The organism is Oxalobacter formigenes, from assembly GCF_002127965.1.
Lineage (GTDB): Bacteria > Pseudomonadota > Gammaproteobacteria > Burkholderiales > Burkholderiaceae_D > Oxalobacter > Oxalobacter formigenes.
On sequence record NZ_CP018787.1, the window covers coordinates 1,805,476 to 1,824,263 of the forward strand.

Genomic DNA, 18,788 nt, shown 5'->3' on the forward strand with positions numbered 1-18,788 from the left:
GTGGGTATCTCCATCAGGTCCCCGCAGTTTTATTTTAATCCAGATGGTTTACCGGTTTCAAGCCTTTTTTCCGGCCTTTTCACTTTTTCTCCCGATTCTTTTCCATTGATCCGCTGGCTATTTCCCCACACTTTACCATGCAAATCAAAAAATCTTCAAGCACCTGTTTTCAAACAATAATTTTTCAATTTTCATCTTCCGGACCCATCCATAAACAAAATGAAGACCTCATTTTTTCCATTTCGTTTAAAATTCCTATCTTTCATATAGGAAATGTGTATAATAGCTTTCATCTCAATATCCGGGCAAAATCCGGTACTATTTCGGAGCTCTGAAAAATGAAAATTTCAACCAAAGGACGTTATGCCCTGCGTTTCATGATCGATCTGGTCCAGAACGGCGGAGATTCCTACACATCGTTAAAAGACGTGACCCGGCGCCAGACCATATCGCCCAAATATCTTGAACAGATCGCCACATCGCTTTCCAAATCCGGCCTGATCCTGAGTGTGCGTGGACCGCAAGGCGGTTACAAACTGGCAAGATCTCCGGAAAAATACACCGTGGCCGACATACTCCGTCCTATTGAAGGGACATTTGCCTGCGTCGCCTGTCTCGAGCAAACGCCGAATGCCTGCCCCCGTTATGAAAGCTGCTCGACCGTCCATTTCTGGGAAGGGCTGCATGAAGTCATGACGAATTATCTGAACGGTACCACGCTGGCCGATCTGGCCGTCAAAAAACAGGGAGAGCCGTGCCCGAGTACACCGTAAACAATGAACCCCGTTTTTTCCGGACGATTCACGGATAAAACGCTTTATACTTCCATAAAAGGAGAACAAGATGAATCAGCCATACCAGCAACGACCTGACCATACTGCCGGAAAAACCGTTCCGGTGCCTGTATCCGCCAGTCTCCTTGCCCCCGGTATGTGTCACTGTTCTCCCGTCTTTGCCGACAATGCCTGTTGTTGCCCCGGTTTTTCACGAATGTGCAGCCCGCTGTAAATTCGATCCTGTTTGAGCTTTACCAAAATACCGTTTACTGATTATTTAAAGGAATCATCATGTCCAATATTGCAAAAAGCGCGACCGATCTGATCGGCAATACCCCTCTTCTGGAAATCTCCCGCTTCGGCAAACACGTCGATGCCGACGCTACAATTCTTGCCAAACTGGAGTACTTCAATCCGGCAGGGAGCGCCAAAGACCGTATTGCCAAAGCCATGATCGATGCCGCTGAAGCCGACGGCAAACTGATCCCCGGTTCCACCATCATCGAACCGACCTCCGGCAACACCGGCATTGCACTGGCTGCTGTCGGTGCCGCACGCGGTTACCGCGTCATCATTACCATGCCTGAAACCATGAGCGTCGAACGCCAGAAACTGATCCGCGGCTATGGCGCAGACCTCGTGTTGACCGAAGGCGCCAAAGGCATGAAAGGCGCGATCGAAAAAGCGCAGGAACTGGCCGCCACCATTCCGGGCGGCTTCGTGCCACTGCAATTCGCCAATCCGGCCAACCCTGCCATCCACAAGGCGACCACCGGCCCTGAAATCTGGCGCGACACGGACGGCAAAGTCGATATTTTCGTCGCAGGCGTCGGCACTGGTGGCACGCTGACCGGCGTTGGAAAATATCTGAAAGAACAGAACCCGGCCGTTCAGGTCGTCGCCATCGAACCGGCTGCTTCCCCTGTTCTGGCAGGCGGCAAACCGGGCCCGCACAAGATTCAGGGCATCGGCGCGGGTTTCATCCCTGAAGCGCTGGACGTCAACGTATTCGACGAAGTCATCGGAGTCCCGAATGATGCCGCTTTTGCGACCGCCAAAACGCTGGCTCATGCTGAAGGCGTACTGGTCGGCATTTCCTCCGGCGCGGCACTCTGGGCAGCATCCGAACTGGCGAAACGCCCTGAAAACAGGGGCAAAACCATCGTCGTGCTGCTGGCCGACAATGGTGAACGCTACCTGTCAACCGATCTGTTTTCGAACTGATCCGGGCAAACAGAACAATAATGAAAAAGAGACGATCAATGGAACTGGAAACCCTCTGTATCCATGGCGGACGGGCCGACACCGACAAAAGCGGTGCCATCTCGACGCCCATCTACCAGACCGCGACTTTTGCCCATCCCGCACTGGGCAAAAGCACCGGATTCGACTACACCCGCGATTCCAACCCCACTCGTGACGCGCTGGAAGCAACCATGGCGGAACTGGAAGGCGGTGCGCAGGCGCTCGCCTTCACCTCCGGCATGGCAGCCGCCACGTGTCTGATGGAAATGTTCAAACAGGGTGACCATATCGTCGCCTCCGATGACCTGTACGGTGGAACGTATCGTCTCTTCAACCAGATATCACTTAAAAACGGGCTGACTTTCGACTGGGCCGATACCACCGATCCGGCTAAAGTCGACGCCCTGATCAGGCCGGAAACGAAAGCGATCTTCATCGAAACGCCGACCAATCCGCTGATGCACGTGACCGATATCCGGGCCATCGCGCGAATCGCGCGCAAAAACCATATCCTCTTAATCGTCGACAACACTTTCCTGTCGCCTGTATTTTTGCGTCCCATCGAACTCGGTGCCGACATCGTTTTGCACAGCGCCAGCAAATATCTGGCCGGACACAACGATACGCTGGCAGGCATTCTTGTCTGCGACTCGGATATCATCGCCGATCGCCTGCGCTACCTGCGCCTGACGACCGGCGCGGCACTCGCGCCATTCGACAGCTGGCTCGTTTCCCGCGGCCTGAAAACCCTGTCGGTGCGCCTGAAAAAACAGGAAGAATCCGCCCGCCAGATTGCCGGATGGCTCGCCGCCTGCCCGAAAATCGGAAAAGTCTATTACCCCGGGCTGCCGTCCCATAAAGGGCACGGCATTTCCCTCAAACAATCCTCCGGCTTCGGCGGCATGATTTCCTTTGAAGTTGCAGAAGGAGCCGGTGGCGAAGGCCTTGTCAGAAACATCCTCGAACGCGTCAAACTGATCCAGTTCGCCGAAAGCCTTGGCGGAACGGAAACCCTGATCACTTACCCGACAACGCAGACACACGCCGCCATTCCGGAAGAAGAACGCAACGCGCGCGGCATTACCAATCGCCTTTTGCGCCTGTCAGTCGGACTTGAAAACGCCTGTGACCTGATCGCCGACCTGGCGCAGGCAATGGACGTCGATACCCCATCGACGTGCCCGTGCGCCAGCTGTTTTTCCCCTTACAACTTCGATGAAGTCATCGACCGAACCGGTACCGGCTCGCTCAAACACGACTTTGCCGAAGAACGCGGCAAACCGAAAGACGTATTGCCGATGTGGGTCGCCGACATGGACTTCCGCTGTCCCCCAGCCGTGACCGCCGCGCTGCAGAAAATGGTCGATCATGCCATCTACGGCTACAGCGAACCGAAATCCGGTTACTTCGAAGCCGTGCAAAGCTGGTTCTCGCGCCGTCATCACTGGGACGTCAAAAAAGAATGGCTCGTCAAGACGCCGGGCATCGTCTTCGCCATCTGTGCCGCCATCCGCGCATTGACCAAGGAAGGCGACGCCGTCATGATCCAGCCGCCGGTCTATTACCCGTTTGCCGCCTCGATCCGCGACAACCACCGCCAGCTCGTCAATAACGAACTCGTCTTGCGTGACGGACGTTACACCATCGACTTCGACGACTTCGAACGCAAGATCATCGAGAAAAAAGTGCGCCTCTTCATCCTCTGCAACCCGGCCAACCCGGTCGGACGCGTCTGGACGAGAGAAGAGCTGACCACGATGGCTGACATCTGTCTTGCGCACAACGTCGCCATCGTTTCCGACGAAATCCACGCCGACTTTACCTTCCCGGGGCATACCTATACCCCGTTCGGCTCGCTTGGCGAAAAATATTTGCAGGAAGCCATTATCTGCACCGCCCCGTCCAAAACCTTCAACATCGCGGGATTGCAGGTGTCGAACATTTTCATCGCCAACGAGGCATGGCGGCGCAAATTCACAAGCGAACTCGACGCAAGCGGCGTTTCCCAGATGAACACCGCCGGACTCGTCGCGGCACAGGCCGCATATGAAGAAGGCGAAGAGTGGTTGAACGCCCTGCTCGCCTACCTGACAGACAACCTGAACCTGCTGCGGACATTCCTTGCCGAGCGCCTGCCACAGGTTAAACTGATCGAACCCGAAGGCACCTACCTGCCCTGGCTGGACTTTTCCGCCACCGGCATGAAAGGCAAAAAGCTGGACAATTTCATCATCAAGAAAGCCCGGCTCTGGCTGGACGACGGTGAAATCTTCGGCCCCGGCGGTGAAGGCTTCCAGCGCATCAACATCGCCTGTCCGAAAGCGACCCTGAAACAGGCGCTGGAACAGCTGGCTGAAGCGCTGGAGAAACAGGCTAAAAAGTAGTTTCTCTCCTTTCCGGAAATCCGTCAGCATTGAACAGGCTGGCGGATTTTTTTGCCTCTTTTCCATCTTCATCACGGCTTGCCCCCAAAGATACATGCCGACAACATCACGTTCCGTACCATAGCTGACCGAAGAGTATTTATCCTGTATAAGTAAAAGAGACGGGCGACTTGCGCCCATTTATCGGGTCTTTCCTTTGGGAAGGCCTTTTTTATTTCTGAAGCCTTCCCTCATCACCTCATGAGCCGGAAGGCTTTTTTATGCACAGGAGAATTTATGAGTGGAATAGAAGACTACTTCGGCGCTGCCGGAGACATGTACTCAGGAAGCCAGGACCCCGAAGAGCAAAACCGTGCACTGAAACGTGAAACAGAGAGACGAAGGCGCGAACAGGAACGGGAACAGGCCAGAATATTGCGGGAACAACAGTCCGCGCAGGCCGAACTGCAAAAAAACCTCCAGAAAACGCCTCCCCAACCCGTTGACATCGACAACACCAAACCGGCCTCCATCGTCAAAACCGACCCCGACGACCCGTACAAGGGACTGGATGCAAGCAGACGAAACGACATGCTCATGAATCGGTTTAGCGCAGGAAACGACCCCAAAAGCCCCCTTGGTCGCACCATGGAAGGACTGGAAAAAGACGACTACATCCATGGCTGGAAAAACAGGGTTGGAGGTATGACACAGGATCAGAAAGATATCAGTTTCATCCTGAACTCCAGACATGACCCGGTTTTCAGGCAATGGATCGAACTGGAAAGCCAGCTCAGACAAAAACAGCAGGAAGGAGCCCAAACACTGGAACTCCGGCTGGATGATAAGGACAATCCGTCAAACGCTTATCGCACCCTTGAATACCGTCCCGAACGCGACGGGGTTCCGTCAATACAGAAGGCGATTCAATATGGCAATGCCCCGGTAAAGGTCGTGAAGGCGGATGACAATTTCCTTTCGCAGATCATGAGTGTGAATGTTCCACAAGATGAGAGCATGGGCCGCGCATACGACTACCTGAACGACAACGCCATCGCCCCGATGGAAGGAAACGAGTCATGGAAAAACAATCCCGTGGGGCATCCGGATTCGAGCTATGCCGAAGCGGAAAGACAGGCCGGGAAAGCGGTCACCGGGTACGTCAACAAGGCGATGGGCAGTGACAGCAAAATTCAGGGAGAAGATAAAAACCGTATTGTCGGACACCCTGACGAAAGCTATGGCAATGCCATCGGGAGCGTCTCTGAAAACATGGGGATGAACAGTACCGTCACCGGAAAGGGGCGGGAAGTGGTGGGGCACCCGAACATGAGTTACTGGAGCAACTGGAATACCGAAGAAAGCCGGAACAAGCCTCTCGAAATCGTCACTGACGGGGTCAAGAAAGGCGCCAGCGATGCGCAAATCCTGTTCCTTTCAGGTTCGGTTGTCGTCGGGAAAACCTTGTACGACCTTTTCGGGGGCGATCCGACATCTCTTCAGAAAACACAGAAATGGCTCGATGACTGCCAGCTTGAAGCACAAAAAAGGAAACCGCTTGAACTGAAAGAAATCTATGTAAAAGGCGATCCTGAAAAGACCATGCAAAACGTGACCCGATATATGTATCAGGAACTGGGGAACCAGCTGGTCAAGGTACCGGCATATTTCTTTCTGGGAAAACTGGAGTCGATTGCCCAGTTGACAGGTGTTTCAACCGCGGTCATGACCGCACAGCTTCATGCCGATTTTCGAAAGGAAACGGGGGAAAGCCATGTCGGAGAATCGGTGATGTACGCTGTGCCGCTTGGCCTGCTGAGCGGGATGCTCTGGCCAATCAGGGATGCGATCAAATTCAAGGGACCCAAGGAAGCCATGGACTATGTGGCATCGATGGTTTCCAGTGTCGCTGTGCATAAGGTTCGGGATGTCAGCAAGGATATGGCTGTTAATAGATTTACAGAGAATAATCAAAGAAAAGATTGATAAAAAACGTGGAGTCGATTTATTCTTGACCATAATGGATGAGCTTTAACATAATGTGACAAGCTCATCCATTCTTATTATTATGAAACGATTTTGTAAAGCACTTTTCCTCTCACTCCTGATGCTTGTAGGTATACATGCTCTGGCTGATAACGTTACTGAAGGTAACCGGCTTTATAGGGCAAAACAATATGAAGAGGCGATGAGCTTTTTCATGAAGCTGGATGCGCAGAAAAGTCCGGAAATCATGAATCGTATCGGTTTCATGTATGACGCTGGTCGGGGGGTGGAAAGAAACGGGAATATTGCTTTTCAATGGTATCGCAAGGCAGCTGAAACAGGATTGGCAAAAGCTCAATACAATCTGGGATTATGCTTTCAAAATGGAATTGGTGTTAAAAAAGATATCAACGAAGCCATAAAATGGTATCTCAAGGCCGCAGAACAGGGATATCCCGATGCGGAATCCAAAATGGGTTATCTGACCGTAACCGGGAAAGGCGTCAAACAGGATTTCAAACAGGCCATGCAATGGTACCGGCGTGCTGTAGAGCATGGCAACATACATGCCATCCCGGAGCTCGGTATCATGTATGAGGAAGGTCTTGGCGTCAAAAAGGACAAGACCCATGCTGTCCAGTATTACATTATGGGGGCGGAAAAAGGAAACGTCCGGGCACAGTTTTTGCTGGCGGAAGCCTACCGTTACGGCCGGGGCATCAAAAACGACGATGAGCGTTCGCTCTACTGGTACAAGAAGGCGGCGGAAAACGGCAGTGCCGATGCCTACGATGCGTTAGGCAGCGTGTATGCCAACGAACAGCTGGGGCAGAAAAAGGACAGGAAAAAAGCCGGGGAAATGGTGGAAAAAGCCATTGAAATCCGCAAGCAGAATGGAGAGGGCGATCCCGATGCCAGACGCCGCCTGAAGTTTTTCGGGGTGAAGCTGGATGATTAGCTTGCTCAAAAAGGAGAAGCCAAAGCGCAAAGTCTGTTGGGAACATCTTATGAATTCGGGACTGGCATCACCAAAGATAACGAAAAAGCGCTCTACTGGTACAAGGAAGCCGCCAGAAATGGCAATATCAATGCCATGAAAGAACTGGGTTCCATCTATGCCAAAGGTCGGCTCGGCCTCCAACCAGACCCGCAGGAAGCCCGGCGGTGGAATGACATGGCTGAAAAAGCCGAAAAAAAAATGACGTCTTTTTGAAAGAACCCGATTCCCGCTGAAGATCACTCGTACTGTTCCAGCACGATATTTAACCTTTCCTTCAGAAAATCCCCGAAATCGCACTTGAAGCGCACATGTTTTCTCTTCAGGTTGGCGAACAACCGGGAAAGCGTTTCCTCATTGATTTTGAAAGGCAGCTTGCCCTTTTTGTAATGTTCGAAACACGACACCTTGAACAGCGGCAGGTAAACGGCTGAACACATCGGCTCTGAAAAATGATGGTGTTCCTCGCAAACCTTCTGCCATTTGAACATCGATTTCCTGTCCATGTGCAGCGCCAGAAAATCCTCGAAATTCATCCTTGAAAACATGAAGTCCGGTATCACCGGCGGCTTGTTGTCGTACAGCCTTTTCTGGCTGTCCAGGTAAATGTCCTTGTCCACCCAGATCACGATCTCGGCGTTTTTCATCTGCCGCCGGATATCGCGGTACCGGTTCACCGCCGCCTTGTAGGCCCCCGTACCGATGACCTGCCCCGAGAACGCGAGCGGGATATGATTGGCCCGGAAAAAACGGTTCAGTTCCTGCAAATACACGTATTCGGACGAGCCTTCGCAGATAACGATAACCGTTTCAACCATGTGATGACGTTTCGTCTTGTTCATATATTCATCATATATAAGGGAACGGAATGCCTGAAAAACTGCCCGTCAGATATTGTTTTCTGAAATTCTCGATATTGGAAACGCCCCTGAAGTCTGAAATCCGCGACATGGCAGACCCCTTTTCCAGCGTCTTGCTGATGATTCCCACCTCGGAAACCCGGAGCAGGTTCGCATCGAGAATGTCCGTATTGTGAACCGTGAAAATGAGCTGGGCCCCTTTCCCGTTGTAGCGCCTGTCCTTGAACAGGCGCACCAGTTCGATCAGCAAAAGCGGATGCAAAGACCTGTCCAGTTCGTCGATCGCAACCACTCCGCCGGATTCCAGTGCCGCCAGAAAAACGCCCAGCAAACCGGCCACAATCTGTGTCCCGGACGATTCTTCAGTACGGAAATCGAATTCGACTTCCTTCCCTTCGACATCTTCATGGAAGGAGCGGATACGGTCCCGGTTCAGGATAATGTTCTCGCCCTCTTTTTCGAAACTCGTCAGGCGTTTTAAAAAATCCGGTTCCACATCCAGATACGTCCGCTCGTGCGGATCGCGTTCCAGCCGCTTGCGGCGGCGGTCGAGTTCCATCCTGACAATATGGATATCAAGGCTTTCCAGCAGTTCGGTAATCTTTGTGAAAGCGGTCTTCAGGGGATCGGGGTCATTCATTTTTTCCAGAACGGCCGCCAGCCGGTCGACTCCCCGCGAAAGATGAATCCCGTTTTCGCTGAAAACGGCGACATCTTCATGAAGATATCCGTAAACCGACGTCACCAGCGAATTCAGTCCCGGATAACGCGATCCGATCACCGAAAGAAATGTCCGTGTCTGTTTTTTCTGTGGCGTACTGCACTCGACGCGGAAAATCTCGTCCAGCCTGTCGGCCGGATAGGATGCCGTTGCCACAGCACCGAAAACGCACCGTCCGCGGTCAATCGAGAACAGCAGCGTTCCATCTGCCTTCAACGTCTCTTTCAGCACCTCGTCACGGTCGTATTCAAGCAAATAGACGAATTCCTTGCCGCCGATGACAAAACCCGCCTCGAAAATCGTCGACAGGTTTCCGTGATGCAGTTTGTCCGGCTGGTATTTGCCCCCGATATCGGAAATGGCGCAATCCCTGAAGACCCCCATCGCCATCAGCACATTCGATTTTCCCGAGGCGTTCGATCCGTACAGGGCGAGCGCCGGGACCAGCCGTTCCCCTTTTTTGGGTTCAGAGAAAAAAACGATATCCGATTCCTTAAAACCCGGAGGCGCTTTTTTTTCGGCGAAAGAAAAATTCACCTTCAAGTCGAGAATGGAGCGGAAATTGTGAATCCTGAAAAAAGAGAACACGAAACACTCCTTTCAAAAGCCTGGGCAAAAGAAAAAAAAGGTCAAATGACGGATTCAGTATACCGCATGAAAATCCCCGACAGACCATAAAATCGATTCCATTTGCTTCATGTCGCCCTTGAAAACGGCACTCAGGCGACTTTTGCCGTTTTCTCTCCGGACGCTAGCATAAACAGCCGCGTCCATTCTTCAATAAAACGGAACAGTGAATCCCTTTTTGCCTGCTTTGTCCGAATAATTCTATTCAATACAATGAATCGATCATCCGGGGGTTAACGGATAGATTGCCGGGCAACGAAAGGGAGAGATGTTTTAATTTTGCTGTCCGATCCAGCCCCCGGAATGATTACCTTACGCTTACCAGTGAAAAAGTCCCCGATCTTTCGGGGCTTTTTTATTTCTGCACCAGAGACAGGCTTCACATCCAGTCACTCGTGAATGATGCCAAAAAGGAAATGCCCGAGCATCGGCAAATATCACTTTCTGAACCAATACAGGGTGATTCCCGGCGAATTCCGACGGGAGTTCAAAAACGACATCATTATTGAACGAAATCCGACATATCCCGAATACCAGGCAGGACATTCCGGCAATGGATAGAATCAAAACCTGTCATTCGCCATGTATCTTCCCATGACGCCGTCTCTCTGCCCCATACAAGCCTGCACATTTGCATCAGGGTTAAACACGACACGCCCACTTATCCCACTCCGGTGCTTCCCGAGCCGTCCGCTTCTTTCAGGTCATACGTACACGCTTCCTCTGGACTTGTAACTGAATTCGTGTTCCCACGCGAGTACTGCATATGGGGTCACTTTTCCGTTCGCCGTGTAATTCAGGCGTCCTCCCACTTTCGCGCGATGACTGCTGATGGCATCCGGGTGATGTGTAATGAAAGAAAAAAGGAGAAAAAACACTTCAGTTTTATTGAAGCAAATGTCCTAAATTGCGTTGTTTATTAGATAAATAATTTCCAGTAATATACGCACATTGGTAAGCGAATGGACATTCCGGCAGTTTGGGATGATTCATATGTGAGCCATCTACTCTCTTTAAAAGCTCCCTTTGCCGGGAGCTTTATTTTTATGTTCTTCAGGAAAAAGACTCCGCCTTTCCCGTACAGGTTTATCCGAGGCGGAAACCCTTTTCACTGTAACAGTCTGCCGCTTTCAGTTTTGCGACCATCTCATCGGAAAGTTGCACTTCTTCCGATTCGACGTTCATCAGCAATTTGCCGAAACCGTCGCCTGTATTCAACACTTCGAAAAACAGGATATGGTCTTTCGTGTAAAAACCCAGTGCTTCTTCCGGCACGGGAATACCCATGTCTTCAAGCACTCTTTTCTGTATAAACTTGTCGCCCAGCTGATCCGGTTCACTCATCACAGTCGTCCTTTAAAAAATAACGGCCAATTGAAAAGCGCTTATTGTACTGGCAAGATCAGGCTTGTCAGCGCATCGCCACGAAAAAAAACCGCGGAAACGGCAAAAGCACGTTCCCGTCCCGCCTTTCAGGATAGGCTTGTCGAAGTTTTTGCAGATACCGCCCGAGAAAATCCCGCTTTTCCTGTTCGGCAAGCGGTTCCAGAAAAGGCTTGAGTCCTGTCGATTCCAGCCACTCGACAATCGACTCAGCCGAAGACATCACGTGAAAATAAACCGTTTTCCACATATCGACTCGTCGGCATCCCGATGCGACAAGCAAATCATAATACCTGTCGGCTGACAGCAAACGTGTCCGGAGGACTGACGTATCGCCGATTTTCTTTTTCCAGACTCCATTTGCCGCCACTTCCCGCATCAGGGCATGCGACGGTTCGTCCAGATTGTCCGGCATCTGAACCGCCAGCACGCCGTTTTCAGCCAGTTGCCCGACCAGACGGCCAATCAGCTCTTCATGGCCTGGAACCCATTGCAATGAGGCATTGGCAAAGATGACGTCACATGGTGTATCTGCCTGCCAACCGGCAATATCGGCTTCAATGAACCGGCACGACGGCAGCTGACTCCGGGCTTTTTCCAGCATGGCAAAGGAGGAATCCACCCCGACGATGCTTGCCTCCCGCCAGCGTTCTGCCAGCAAAGCCGTACTGTTTCCCGGGCCACACCCCAGATCAGCCACTACGGATGGATTGGAAATATCGATACGCGAAAGCAGTTCAATGGCAGGCCGCGTCCTTTCCGACTCAAAGCGCAAATAAAGCTCAGGATTCCAGTCTTTTTCCATATTTTTTTCGCTTTAACAAAACCGGATGACAAATTCATGACAATAAGGGTCATTAAACCGGAAAAAGCCGTCAGTTGACGGCTTTTGTCATTTCCCCTCTGAAGTTATCCACCGGGAGAGAAGAATCAGTCCGTCAGGGATTTTTCCGCTTGTACACCCAGAAACTCGACCCGGTAAAAGTCCGCGCTATCATTTTTTTCCGGTTGCGTTTTTTTCACTGCGCAAACCCTGAATTCATAACCGTCATGGGAAATGTTGGCACAAGCCTGCCAGATTTCCCCAAAATTTTCTGTCTGTTTTTCAAAACCGGCTTTTTTCAATGCGTCGAGAATTTCCTTGCCGAAAACGGCGCAAAGTTCATCGGCATTGTCGAAAACGCAATCTTCATAAGCCACGTCGTCTTTTTCAAGATCGAGGCTTTCCTCGTCTCCCGTCAGAGAGAAACACATCGAAATTTCAAGGCTCGGAAGACCTCCGTGAATATCCATATTGCTTTTGGCCATATCGATATAAGCCTGTACAGTCGACTCGTTCACCCGGCCGGAAAGATTCTCTTTCACGAACGCTTCAATCGTTTTTTTGCCTTTTTCACTGATCACTTTTCGCATACTCAACATTCCGTTTAACGACACCTGATTTTTCATCCAAAACCACCTCTCTAGCATGGTCTTTTTCATTTCGCAAGCAGAGAAAACAGAAAACAATCGGATTCTTCCGTTCGCGCAAAAACAAGGCATGCCCAACCTGTTACAGGTGGAATATCGTTTTTTTGGACTTATTCACCAACTTATCCACAGGAAATGGGGATAAGATCGTTTGGTAAATCTGCCACACTCATCAAAAAAGAATTTATCTGAAAACACCAGACAGGACATCAGCTACGACATTCGTTGCGATCGCCACCAGAATCAGGTCGGTTCCGGCAACACGCCATTCATATCCGGCATGACGCGGCAAACGGGAAAGCATCCGTGACGGTACCATTTTTTTGGCAATTCCCGGAGGAAGCGGCTTGCCACGCGCCAGATTCTTTTGTATGCCCGGAGGCAAGGATTTGTAACCTGTATAACGGTAATCCACCGCAAGGCGACGAGCCTCGGCCACTGTAACGCCTGCCATAACCAGAGAAGCAGTATCGACATCCGTTCCTTTTTTTCCCTTTTTGTCTTTTTTGACTTTTTTGGCTGCCTTCTTTTCTGCCTTCTCCGGCTTGCCTTTTCCTTCAGGCGGCTTCGCGAATGCGGGCGTGCCGATCATCGACAGTGACACCAGCGCGACAATTACCGTTTTTCCGGCTACAGATAAAATTTTCATCGTGAAATCCTTTCATCGAACATAAACAAACACGTGATTCAAACACCCGGTTCAAAAAACCTTTTTTAATGCCGAACTGGAAAAATACGTCCCGAGTTAAGCCCTTTCTTCTCAAAAATCCTGACTTTCCTTGCCATATGGCAATAATTTCAATACCCTGTCGGTATTGTCATTTAGATTACCTGTTTATAAAAAATATCCCGCTACAGTGCGGATATCCGGACAGTCAACCTGCCTATGCAGAATACAGGCTGAATGAAACGATGAAGCGATTATTATCCATATTGATGCTTATTGCGTGCCTTTTTTCACAGGCACTCGCCGAGAACGTTCCGGGCCCGACAATCAGGGTCGGTTTCCCGCCGATTCCAGGTTTCAACGAAATCAACAAGAACGGTACTTACAGCGGCTACAACGCCGATTACCTGAGAAAGATCGCCCAACAGACCAACTGGAAATATGAATTCGTCGTCGCACCCTGGTCAGACTGTCTGAAAATGTTAAAGGAAGGCAAAATCGACATTCTGGGTGGCATGGAACGGACACCCGAACGCGAGAAAATATTCCATTTCGCCCGTCTCGAATCTTTCCTGAACGATGTTTCCCTCCTTGCCCGTGCGGACGACACCCGTTTTTTGCACAATAATCTCAACGAATACCACAACCTGACCGTCGGCGTATTGAAAGAAAGCCAGGATATCGAATCCCTGAAAAAATACAGTGCCGCCAACGGCCTGTCATTCAGGCTGAAAGAATACGACAGCCTTCCCCGACTGAACGAGGCCTTTTTGAAGGGTGAATTCGACATTATCCTTTCCAGCGGCCTGAACAAGATAAACGGGCAGCAGATTCTCACTTCATTCTCGCCGACCCCGCTCTTTTATGCGGTGCGCAAAAACGCGCCGGAGATTCTTGCCGAACTGGACAAGGCGCAGTCCCATTTCAAAAGTGTGGACCGCTTTTACGATTATCGCCTTTACCAGAAACATTACGGTTTTACCGAATCCAACCGTCCGACACTGACCCGGCAGGAACGACATGCCCTTCAGGATATGCCGCCGATGCGTGTTGCGTTCGTCTCCGGATGGCGTCCCATTGCATACATGAACGAAGACAAACAACACGGCATCATTGCCGATCTGCTCGCATCGATTTCAGCCAGTTCAGGCTTGCGAATCCGGTATGTGATGGCCGCATCCCATGAAGAGGCACTCGGTCTCGTCCAGTCAGGGAAAGCCGATGCCGTTTCGTTCATCGTCTTGAACAACCAGCTTCCGAACCAGAACGATCTGAAACTGTCGATCCCGTTTTTGCAATCTCCCTTGACCATGGTCATGGCAAATGACCGGAACAAGAAACTGCCGGTCACAAAAGTGGGCATGACCCACATCATGAACAAGTATTTTGTCGAAGAGCTGCTCCAGAACACGCCGGGCATCGAGGAAACGGTCAGAAATTCGCCTTATGCGCTATTAAAAGCATTGAATGCCGGGAGGATCGACGCGGCCTACATCAACGTATACAGCGCCAACGCCTTTCTCTCATGGCCCGAGTTTTCCACACTTTCCTCACACGAACTGGCCGATTACACTGTCGAATTCGCCATCGCATTTTCACCGGAAACCGATACGAACGTCATTTCCGCCTTTAACAAATACATCCGGCAATTACGTTCGTTCAAAATGCAGGAATTCGTCATTGCAAACACGGCGCAACGGCCAAATACCACCTTGTTCACACTGATCCGTGAAAAACCGGTATCGGCTTTTTACATTTTTTCGCTCGTTCTTCTTTTGACGATCGGAGTCTTCAGTTTCATCATCATCACGCGCAATCGTGCCCACAAGAGAATCGCCGACCTGCTTTACTTCGATCAGATAACCCGCTTGCCCAATCTTGTCAGATTCAACGAACTGGCTGAAGAAAGGCTCAAAAGCAGTCCTGCATCCCATGCGCTCGTTTACCTGAACATCAACAACTTCAAGCACATCAACGATATCCACGATTTTTCCAGGGGAAACTTTCTCTTGTGTGCCGTCGCCGACAAACTGAATGCCTTCATCGATGAAGACCGGGGCGAACTGGCCTGCCGTATGACAGCCGACCATTTTGTGCTTTTACTGTCCGTAAAAGACCATGAAAACCTGGACGAACGGATCAGCGCACTGGACGGGCAACTGTCAAGCTTCAACAATATCGGACTGAATTCCCATATCTCCTTCAGTTGCGGCATCTATTTGATCAAGTCCGGCGACAATATCAATACCGCCGTCAACTACGCTCACTATGCGCAGGTCTCGCAAAGACGCGCCAGTTACAATACCTACACCTTTTTCGACGACAAGCTCATCGAACGCATCCGCATCAACCGCGCAATCGAATGTGAAATGAACGATGCGCTCGCCAGCGGCCAGTTCGTGCCGTATTTCCAGCCAAAAGTCAGCGTGGCGACAGGACAAATAGTCGGTGCCGAAGCGCTGACACGCTGGATTCATCCGGAAAAGGGACTCATCCCGCCAGATGAATTCATTCCCCTGTTCGAGAAAAACAATTTCATCATCCAGCTTGACCTGACCATTTTCGAGGAAGTCTGCATTCTCCTTCGCAAGCTTATGGACGAAGGAAAGAAAGTCTATCCGTGTTCATGCAATTTTTCGCACAATCATTTCATGGACCGCGCCCTGCCGGAAAAACTGCTGGCGATTACCACCCGCTACCGGATTCCGACAAACCTGCTGGACATCGAAATCACGGAAACAAGCGTCATTTACGATATCGACGCCGTTATCGACATCACCCGGAAACTGCGCGACGCTGGCTTCAAAATCTCGCTTGACGATTTCGGTGTCGGATATTCGTCAGTCAACCTGCTTTGCCAGATCGCCATCGATACCATCAAGCTGGACAAAAGTTTTCTGGATCAGGCCTCTATCCTCCCATGCCAACGAAGCCTGATCGAAGGCATCGTCGACATTGCAAACGATCTTGGCATAGACGTCCTGTGTGAGGGTATCGAAACCGAAATGCAGGCCGTCTTCCTGAAACAGGCCAATTGTGCATTTGCACAAGGCTATTACTATGGGCGGCCAGTATCGTTTGACGAGTTCTCACACCGCTGGCTGAACCGTTACGAGCAGGATATCCTCCTCTCATAAACGGAAACCGGGTTGTTCCCGTATTTCCTGAGCATTTTTTGACAAATTCAGGCGCAAGGCAGCCTCATTCATGGCATTATGAACCGGGTTCAACCGCATTCTACAGAATATAACGAGCATGGCACGCAAAAAAATATCCGTCGCACCCACCCGGACAAAAAACATGGAACTGGATGCACTCATCAAAAGCGTCCCCGGACGCAATCCGGCCCTTTTGCTTGACAAAATAGGCGTTCTGGTCGAACTGGCCGGACGGCAGAAAAACCCGGAAGCGACTGAAAAGGCACTGGAGTGGTGTGCCATTGCCAAAAGAAAAAAACTCAATGGCGTACAGCGCTGCCTGCTCGACTACTACACGGCAAATGCATGGATCAGCCGCCATCACGAGAAAAAAACAGCCACCCGCCGTCAGTCCACCCACTGGGAACAGCCTGAAATCGAACAGGCGATTTTCCACCTGCAAAAAGCCGTGAATGACCCGGCCTTTCCGTTTCTGGACGAGCTCTTGCGCTGCAAAATACTGACCGGCCTTGGCAACCAGTTCGCCTTCATGGGACACTTCATCAGTGCCCTGACATACTGGGACCGTGCCATCGAAATCGACCCGGCCTTCGGCATGGCACTCGGCAACCGAGGGAAAGGCATCGCCGAATATGCCGAACTGATCGCCGATGACGACAAAAAACCCGTTTTTTTCGGAATCGCCCTTGAAAACCTGCTGGCCTCGACAAGCGACACCGCCCGCTATTTCGGCGATGGGCAGGGCAAGGAATACTTCCGCGCCGAGCAGGAAAAAATCGAGGCCATGCTCTACAACCCGGACGATAAAACCAGCCTTGCATGCGCGACATCCGTCAAGGGCGGCAAAGCGGGAAAAAACAAAAGCGCCCGGAAATGGAAACTCTTGCACAAGCTCTACCTGAACCCCGTCAATGACCTGTGCCGGACGCCAGCCGCCGCATATGACCTGATGGAACAGCCTGAAACGATGCCGTCTTCCCTGCGCATGACGCCGCAGGCATTCCGCTTCCTTTTGCAAATCCGGCTGGAATACATCGCCGCTCGCCAGCTTGCCTGCGACAGCATCCATGCCAAAGCCGTCAGGAAAGTGAAAAAAAACGGCCTTGCGAATACGGAAAATGAACCACTGGCGTATTCACTGGCAATGGAATCCCTGAAACTGGCTTACCGTTCGGCATATTCCCTGCTGCCCAAAATCGCACAAGTCATCCGGCTTTACTTCAGGCTGAAACCCGACCATGGCAAAACCGGCCTCAAAAACGTCTGGTACCGGGACGGCAATCCTGCCAACGGGCTTGCCAGTGTTTTCACCCGTTCGGACAACTGGCTGTTGCGCTCCCTCTTCTGGCTGTCGAAAGAATTGCCGTCCGAACGCCTGTTGCCTTCCATCAATGCCGACAGCGACCGCCTGAAAACCATTGCAGATGAACTGGAAAACCGTTACCTCCGGGTCGTCGAACTCGAACCGGCAGACGACGCCATCGTCGACAACACGATCACACGCGACAAACTCGAAAAAGCCGCGACAGACGTACTTTCGCTTGTGCGCAACGCCATCGTTTACCTGACGCTCGCCTTGCACATTGAAGAAAAAAAACGGCGGCAAACGGAAAAGGACAATCCGGAATCGGCTGAATATGCGTCCGTGCAGACGTCGCTTAATGCATAAACAAATCGGTGCAGGTATAATTTTGAATGGCCCACAAGGCATTTCAAAACGGGAAAATCATGAAAAAAAATTATGACACCCTCCTGCTCGATGCAGACGATACCCTGCTCGACTTTGGCAAGACCGAAAAAGCCGCCCTTGAAAACACGTTCGACGAATACGGCCTGAAACTCACCGAAGAAATCCGGGCCATCTATAAAACGATCAACCATGAATTGTGGTCCGCTTTCGAACGCGGTGAAATCACCAAGGAAACCATCACCTCTACCCGGTTTTCGCGTGTCTTCGATACCGTGGGTTACCGTGTGGACGGACGCACTTTCCATCTCGATTACCAGAAAGCACTCGGACGCGGTTACTTCCTGATCGACGGCGCAAGGGAACTGTGTGAAAAACTGGCTGGCAAGTACCGCCTCTACTGCGTCACCAACGGCGTCGCCGCGACCCAGTACAGCCGCCTTTCCGGCAGCGGGCTGGACAATTATTTCGACAATATCTTCGTATCCGAGGAAATCGGCCACCAGAAACCGAGCCGGGATTACTTTTCCGCTGTCTTCAAGTCTATCGGCCAGTTCGACCCGTCCCGTACGCTGATCGTCGGCGATTCGCTGACATCCGACATACAGGGCGGCAAAAACACCGGGATCGATACCTGCTGGTACAACCCGTCCGGCAAAATAGCTGAACCGGCCCTGAAAGCCGATTATGACATCCGCAAGCTCGATGAACTCTTGCCCATACTGGAGAAAAGCGTTGCGGAAATACGGTGAAGACAAGCGAAAACGGCTGCTCCATCCTTTGACACAGCAGGCACAACTCGCCTGAGATGACAGACGTCATTGAACAGGCATGAGACTGAAAACCCA

Annotated in this window: 16 protein-coding genes and 1 pseudogene; 11 read left to right on the forward strand and 6 right to left on the reverse strand. The window is 51.2% G+C overall.

Annotated features, from left to right (window positions below; all coding sequences use genetic code 11):
• Positions 1-338: 338 nt before the first annotated feature.
• The 8 genes and pseudogenes from BRW83_RS08765 to BRW83_RS12090 all read left to right on the forward strand — a co-directional run bounded on the left by BRW83_RS08765 (position 339) and on the right by BRW83_RS12090 (position 7,583).
• Entirely contained in the window at positions 339-773 is a 435-nt protein-coding gene (locus tag BRW83_RS08765; RefSeq protein WP_005880034.1) for an RrF2 family transcriptional regulator, read from the forward strand.
• A gap of 70 nt (positions 774-843) precedes the next feature.
• A complete protein-coding gene (locus BRW83_RS11780; protein WP_155811803.1) occupies positions 844-1,008 on the forward strand; it encodes a hypothetical protein in 165 nt (54 codons plus the stop codon).
• Positions 1,009-1,067: 59 nt separating this feature from the next.
• Complete coding sequence (cysK, locus tag BRW83_RS08770) at positions 1,068-2,000, forward strand: cysteine synthase A (protein ID WP_005880032.1); 933 nt, start codon at positions 1,068-1,070, stop codon at positions 1,998-2,000.
• Positions 2,001-2,020: 20 nt separating this feature from the next.
• Positions 2,021-4,405 (forward strand): PatB family C-S lyase, encoded by a 2,385-nt coding sequence (locus BRW83_RS12030; protein WP_232451485.1) that lies wholly within the window; start codon positions 2,021-2,023, stop codon positions 4,403-4,405.
• A gap of 276 nt (positions 4,406-4,681) precedes the next feature.
• Entirely contained in the window at positions 4,682-6,370 is a 1,689-nt protein-coding gene (locus BRW83_RS08780) for a hypothetical protein (protein WP_005880026.1), read from the forward strand.
• An 82-nt stretch (positions 6,371-6,452) separates the two neighbouring features.
• On the forward strand, positions 6,453-7,328 hold the full coding sequence (locus BRW83_RS08785; protein WP_005880024.1) for a tetratricopeptide repeat protein: 876 nt from the start codon (positions 6,453-6,455) through the stop codon (positions 7,326-7,328).
• A gap of 30 nt (positions 7,329-7,358) precedes the next feature.
• Positions 7,359-7,442 (forward strand): annotated as a pseudogene (locus tag BRW83_RS12085) (SEL1-like repeat protein); the annotation flags it as partial.
• Positions 7,443-7,463: 21 nt separating this feature from the next.
• Positions 7,464-7,583 carry a hypothetical protein gene (locus BRW83_RS12090; RefSeq protein WP_257789327.1) on the forward strand — a complete coding sequence of 40 codons (120 nt, stop codon included), beginning with the start codon at positions 7,464-7,466 and terminating at the stop codon, positions 7,581-7,583.
• A gap of 23 nt (positions 7,584-7,606) precedes the next feature.
• Here BRW83_RS12090 and BRW83_RS08795 read toward each other — a convergent pair whose 3' ends face one another.
• The 6 genes from BRW83_RS08795 to BRW83_RS08820 all read right to left on the reverse strand — a co-directional run bounded on the left by BRW83_RS08795 (position 7,607) and on the right by BRW83_RS08820 (position 13,077).
• On the reverse strand, positions 7,607-8,209 hold the full coding sequence (locus tag BRW83_RS08795) for a hypothetical protein (protein ID WP_005880022.1): 603 nt from the start codon (positions 8,207-8,209) through the stop codon (positions 7,607-7,609).
• 7 nt (positions 8,210-8,216) lie between these two features.
• Positions 8,217-9,536 carry an AAA family ATPase gene (locus tag BRW83_RS08800; protein WP_005880020.1) on the reverse strand — a complete coding sequence of 440 codons (1,320 nt, stop codon included), beginning with the start codon at positions 9,534-9,536 and terminating at the stop codon, positions 8,217-8,219.
• A gap of 1,125 nt (positions 9,537-10,661) precedes the next feature.
• On the reverse strand, positions 10,662-10,919 hold the full coding sequence (locus BRW83_RS08805) for a hypothetical protein (RefSeq protein ID WP_005880018.1): 258 nt from the start codon (positions 10,917-10,919) through the stop codon (positions 10,662-10,664).
• 67 nt (positions 10,920-10,986) lie between these two features.
• The gene (gene tam, locus BRW83_RS08810; RefSeq protein WP_005880016.1) at positions 10,987-11,763 is read right to left on the reverse strand and encodes a trans-aconitate 2-methyltransferase; all 777 of its coding nucleotides are present in this window, start codon (positions 11,761-11,763) and stop codon (positions 10,987-10,989) included.
• Positions 11,764-11,888: 125 nt separating this feature from the next.
• A complete protein-coding gene (locus BRW83_RS08815) occupies positions 11,889-12,371 on the reverse strand; it encodes a hypothetical protein (RefSeq protein ID WP_145814932.1) in 483 nt (160 codons plus the stop codon).
• A 241-nt stretch (positions 12,372-12,612) separates the two neighbouring features.
• Positions 12,613-13,077 (reverse strand): anti-virulence regulator CigR family protein, encoded by a 465-nt coding sequence (locus BRW83_RS08820; RefSeq protein ID WP_005880012.1) that lies wholly within the window; start codon positions 13,075-13,077, stop codon positions 12,613-12,615.
• Between the two features lie 263 nt (positions 13,078-13,340).
• Between BRW83_RS08820 and BRW83_RS08825 the strand changes: the two genes are divergently transcribed.
• The 3 genes from BRW83_RS08825 to BRW83_RS08835 all read left to right on the forward strand — a co-directional run bounded on the left by BRW83_RS08825 (position 13,341) and on the right by BRW83_RS08835 (position 18,692).
• Positions 13,341-16,232: an EAL domain-containing protein gene (locus BRW83_RS08825; RefSeq protein WP_005880010.1), complete on the forward strand. Its 2,892-nt coding sequence runs from the start codon at positions 13,341-13,343 to the stop codon at positions 16,230-16,232.
• A gap of 118 nt (positions 16,233-16,350) precedes the next feature.
• On the forward strand, positions 16,351-17,922 hold the full coding sequence (locus BRW83_RS08830) for an LA2681 family HEPN domain-containing protein (RefSeq protein WP_005880008.1): 1,572 nt from the start codon (positions 16,351-16,353) through the stop codon (positions 17,920-17,922).
• A 59-nt stretch (positions 17,923-17,981) separates the two neighbouring features.
• Positions 17,982-18,692 carry a YjjG family noncanonical pyrimidine nucleotidase gene (locus BRW83_RS08835; protein ID WP_005880006.1) on the forward strand — a complete coding sequence of 237 codons (711 nt, stop codon included), beginning with the start codon at positions 17,982-17,984 and terminating at the stop codon, positions 18,690-18,692.
• The last annotated feature ends 96 nt before the right edge of the window (positions 18,693-18,788 follow it).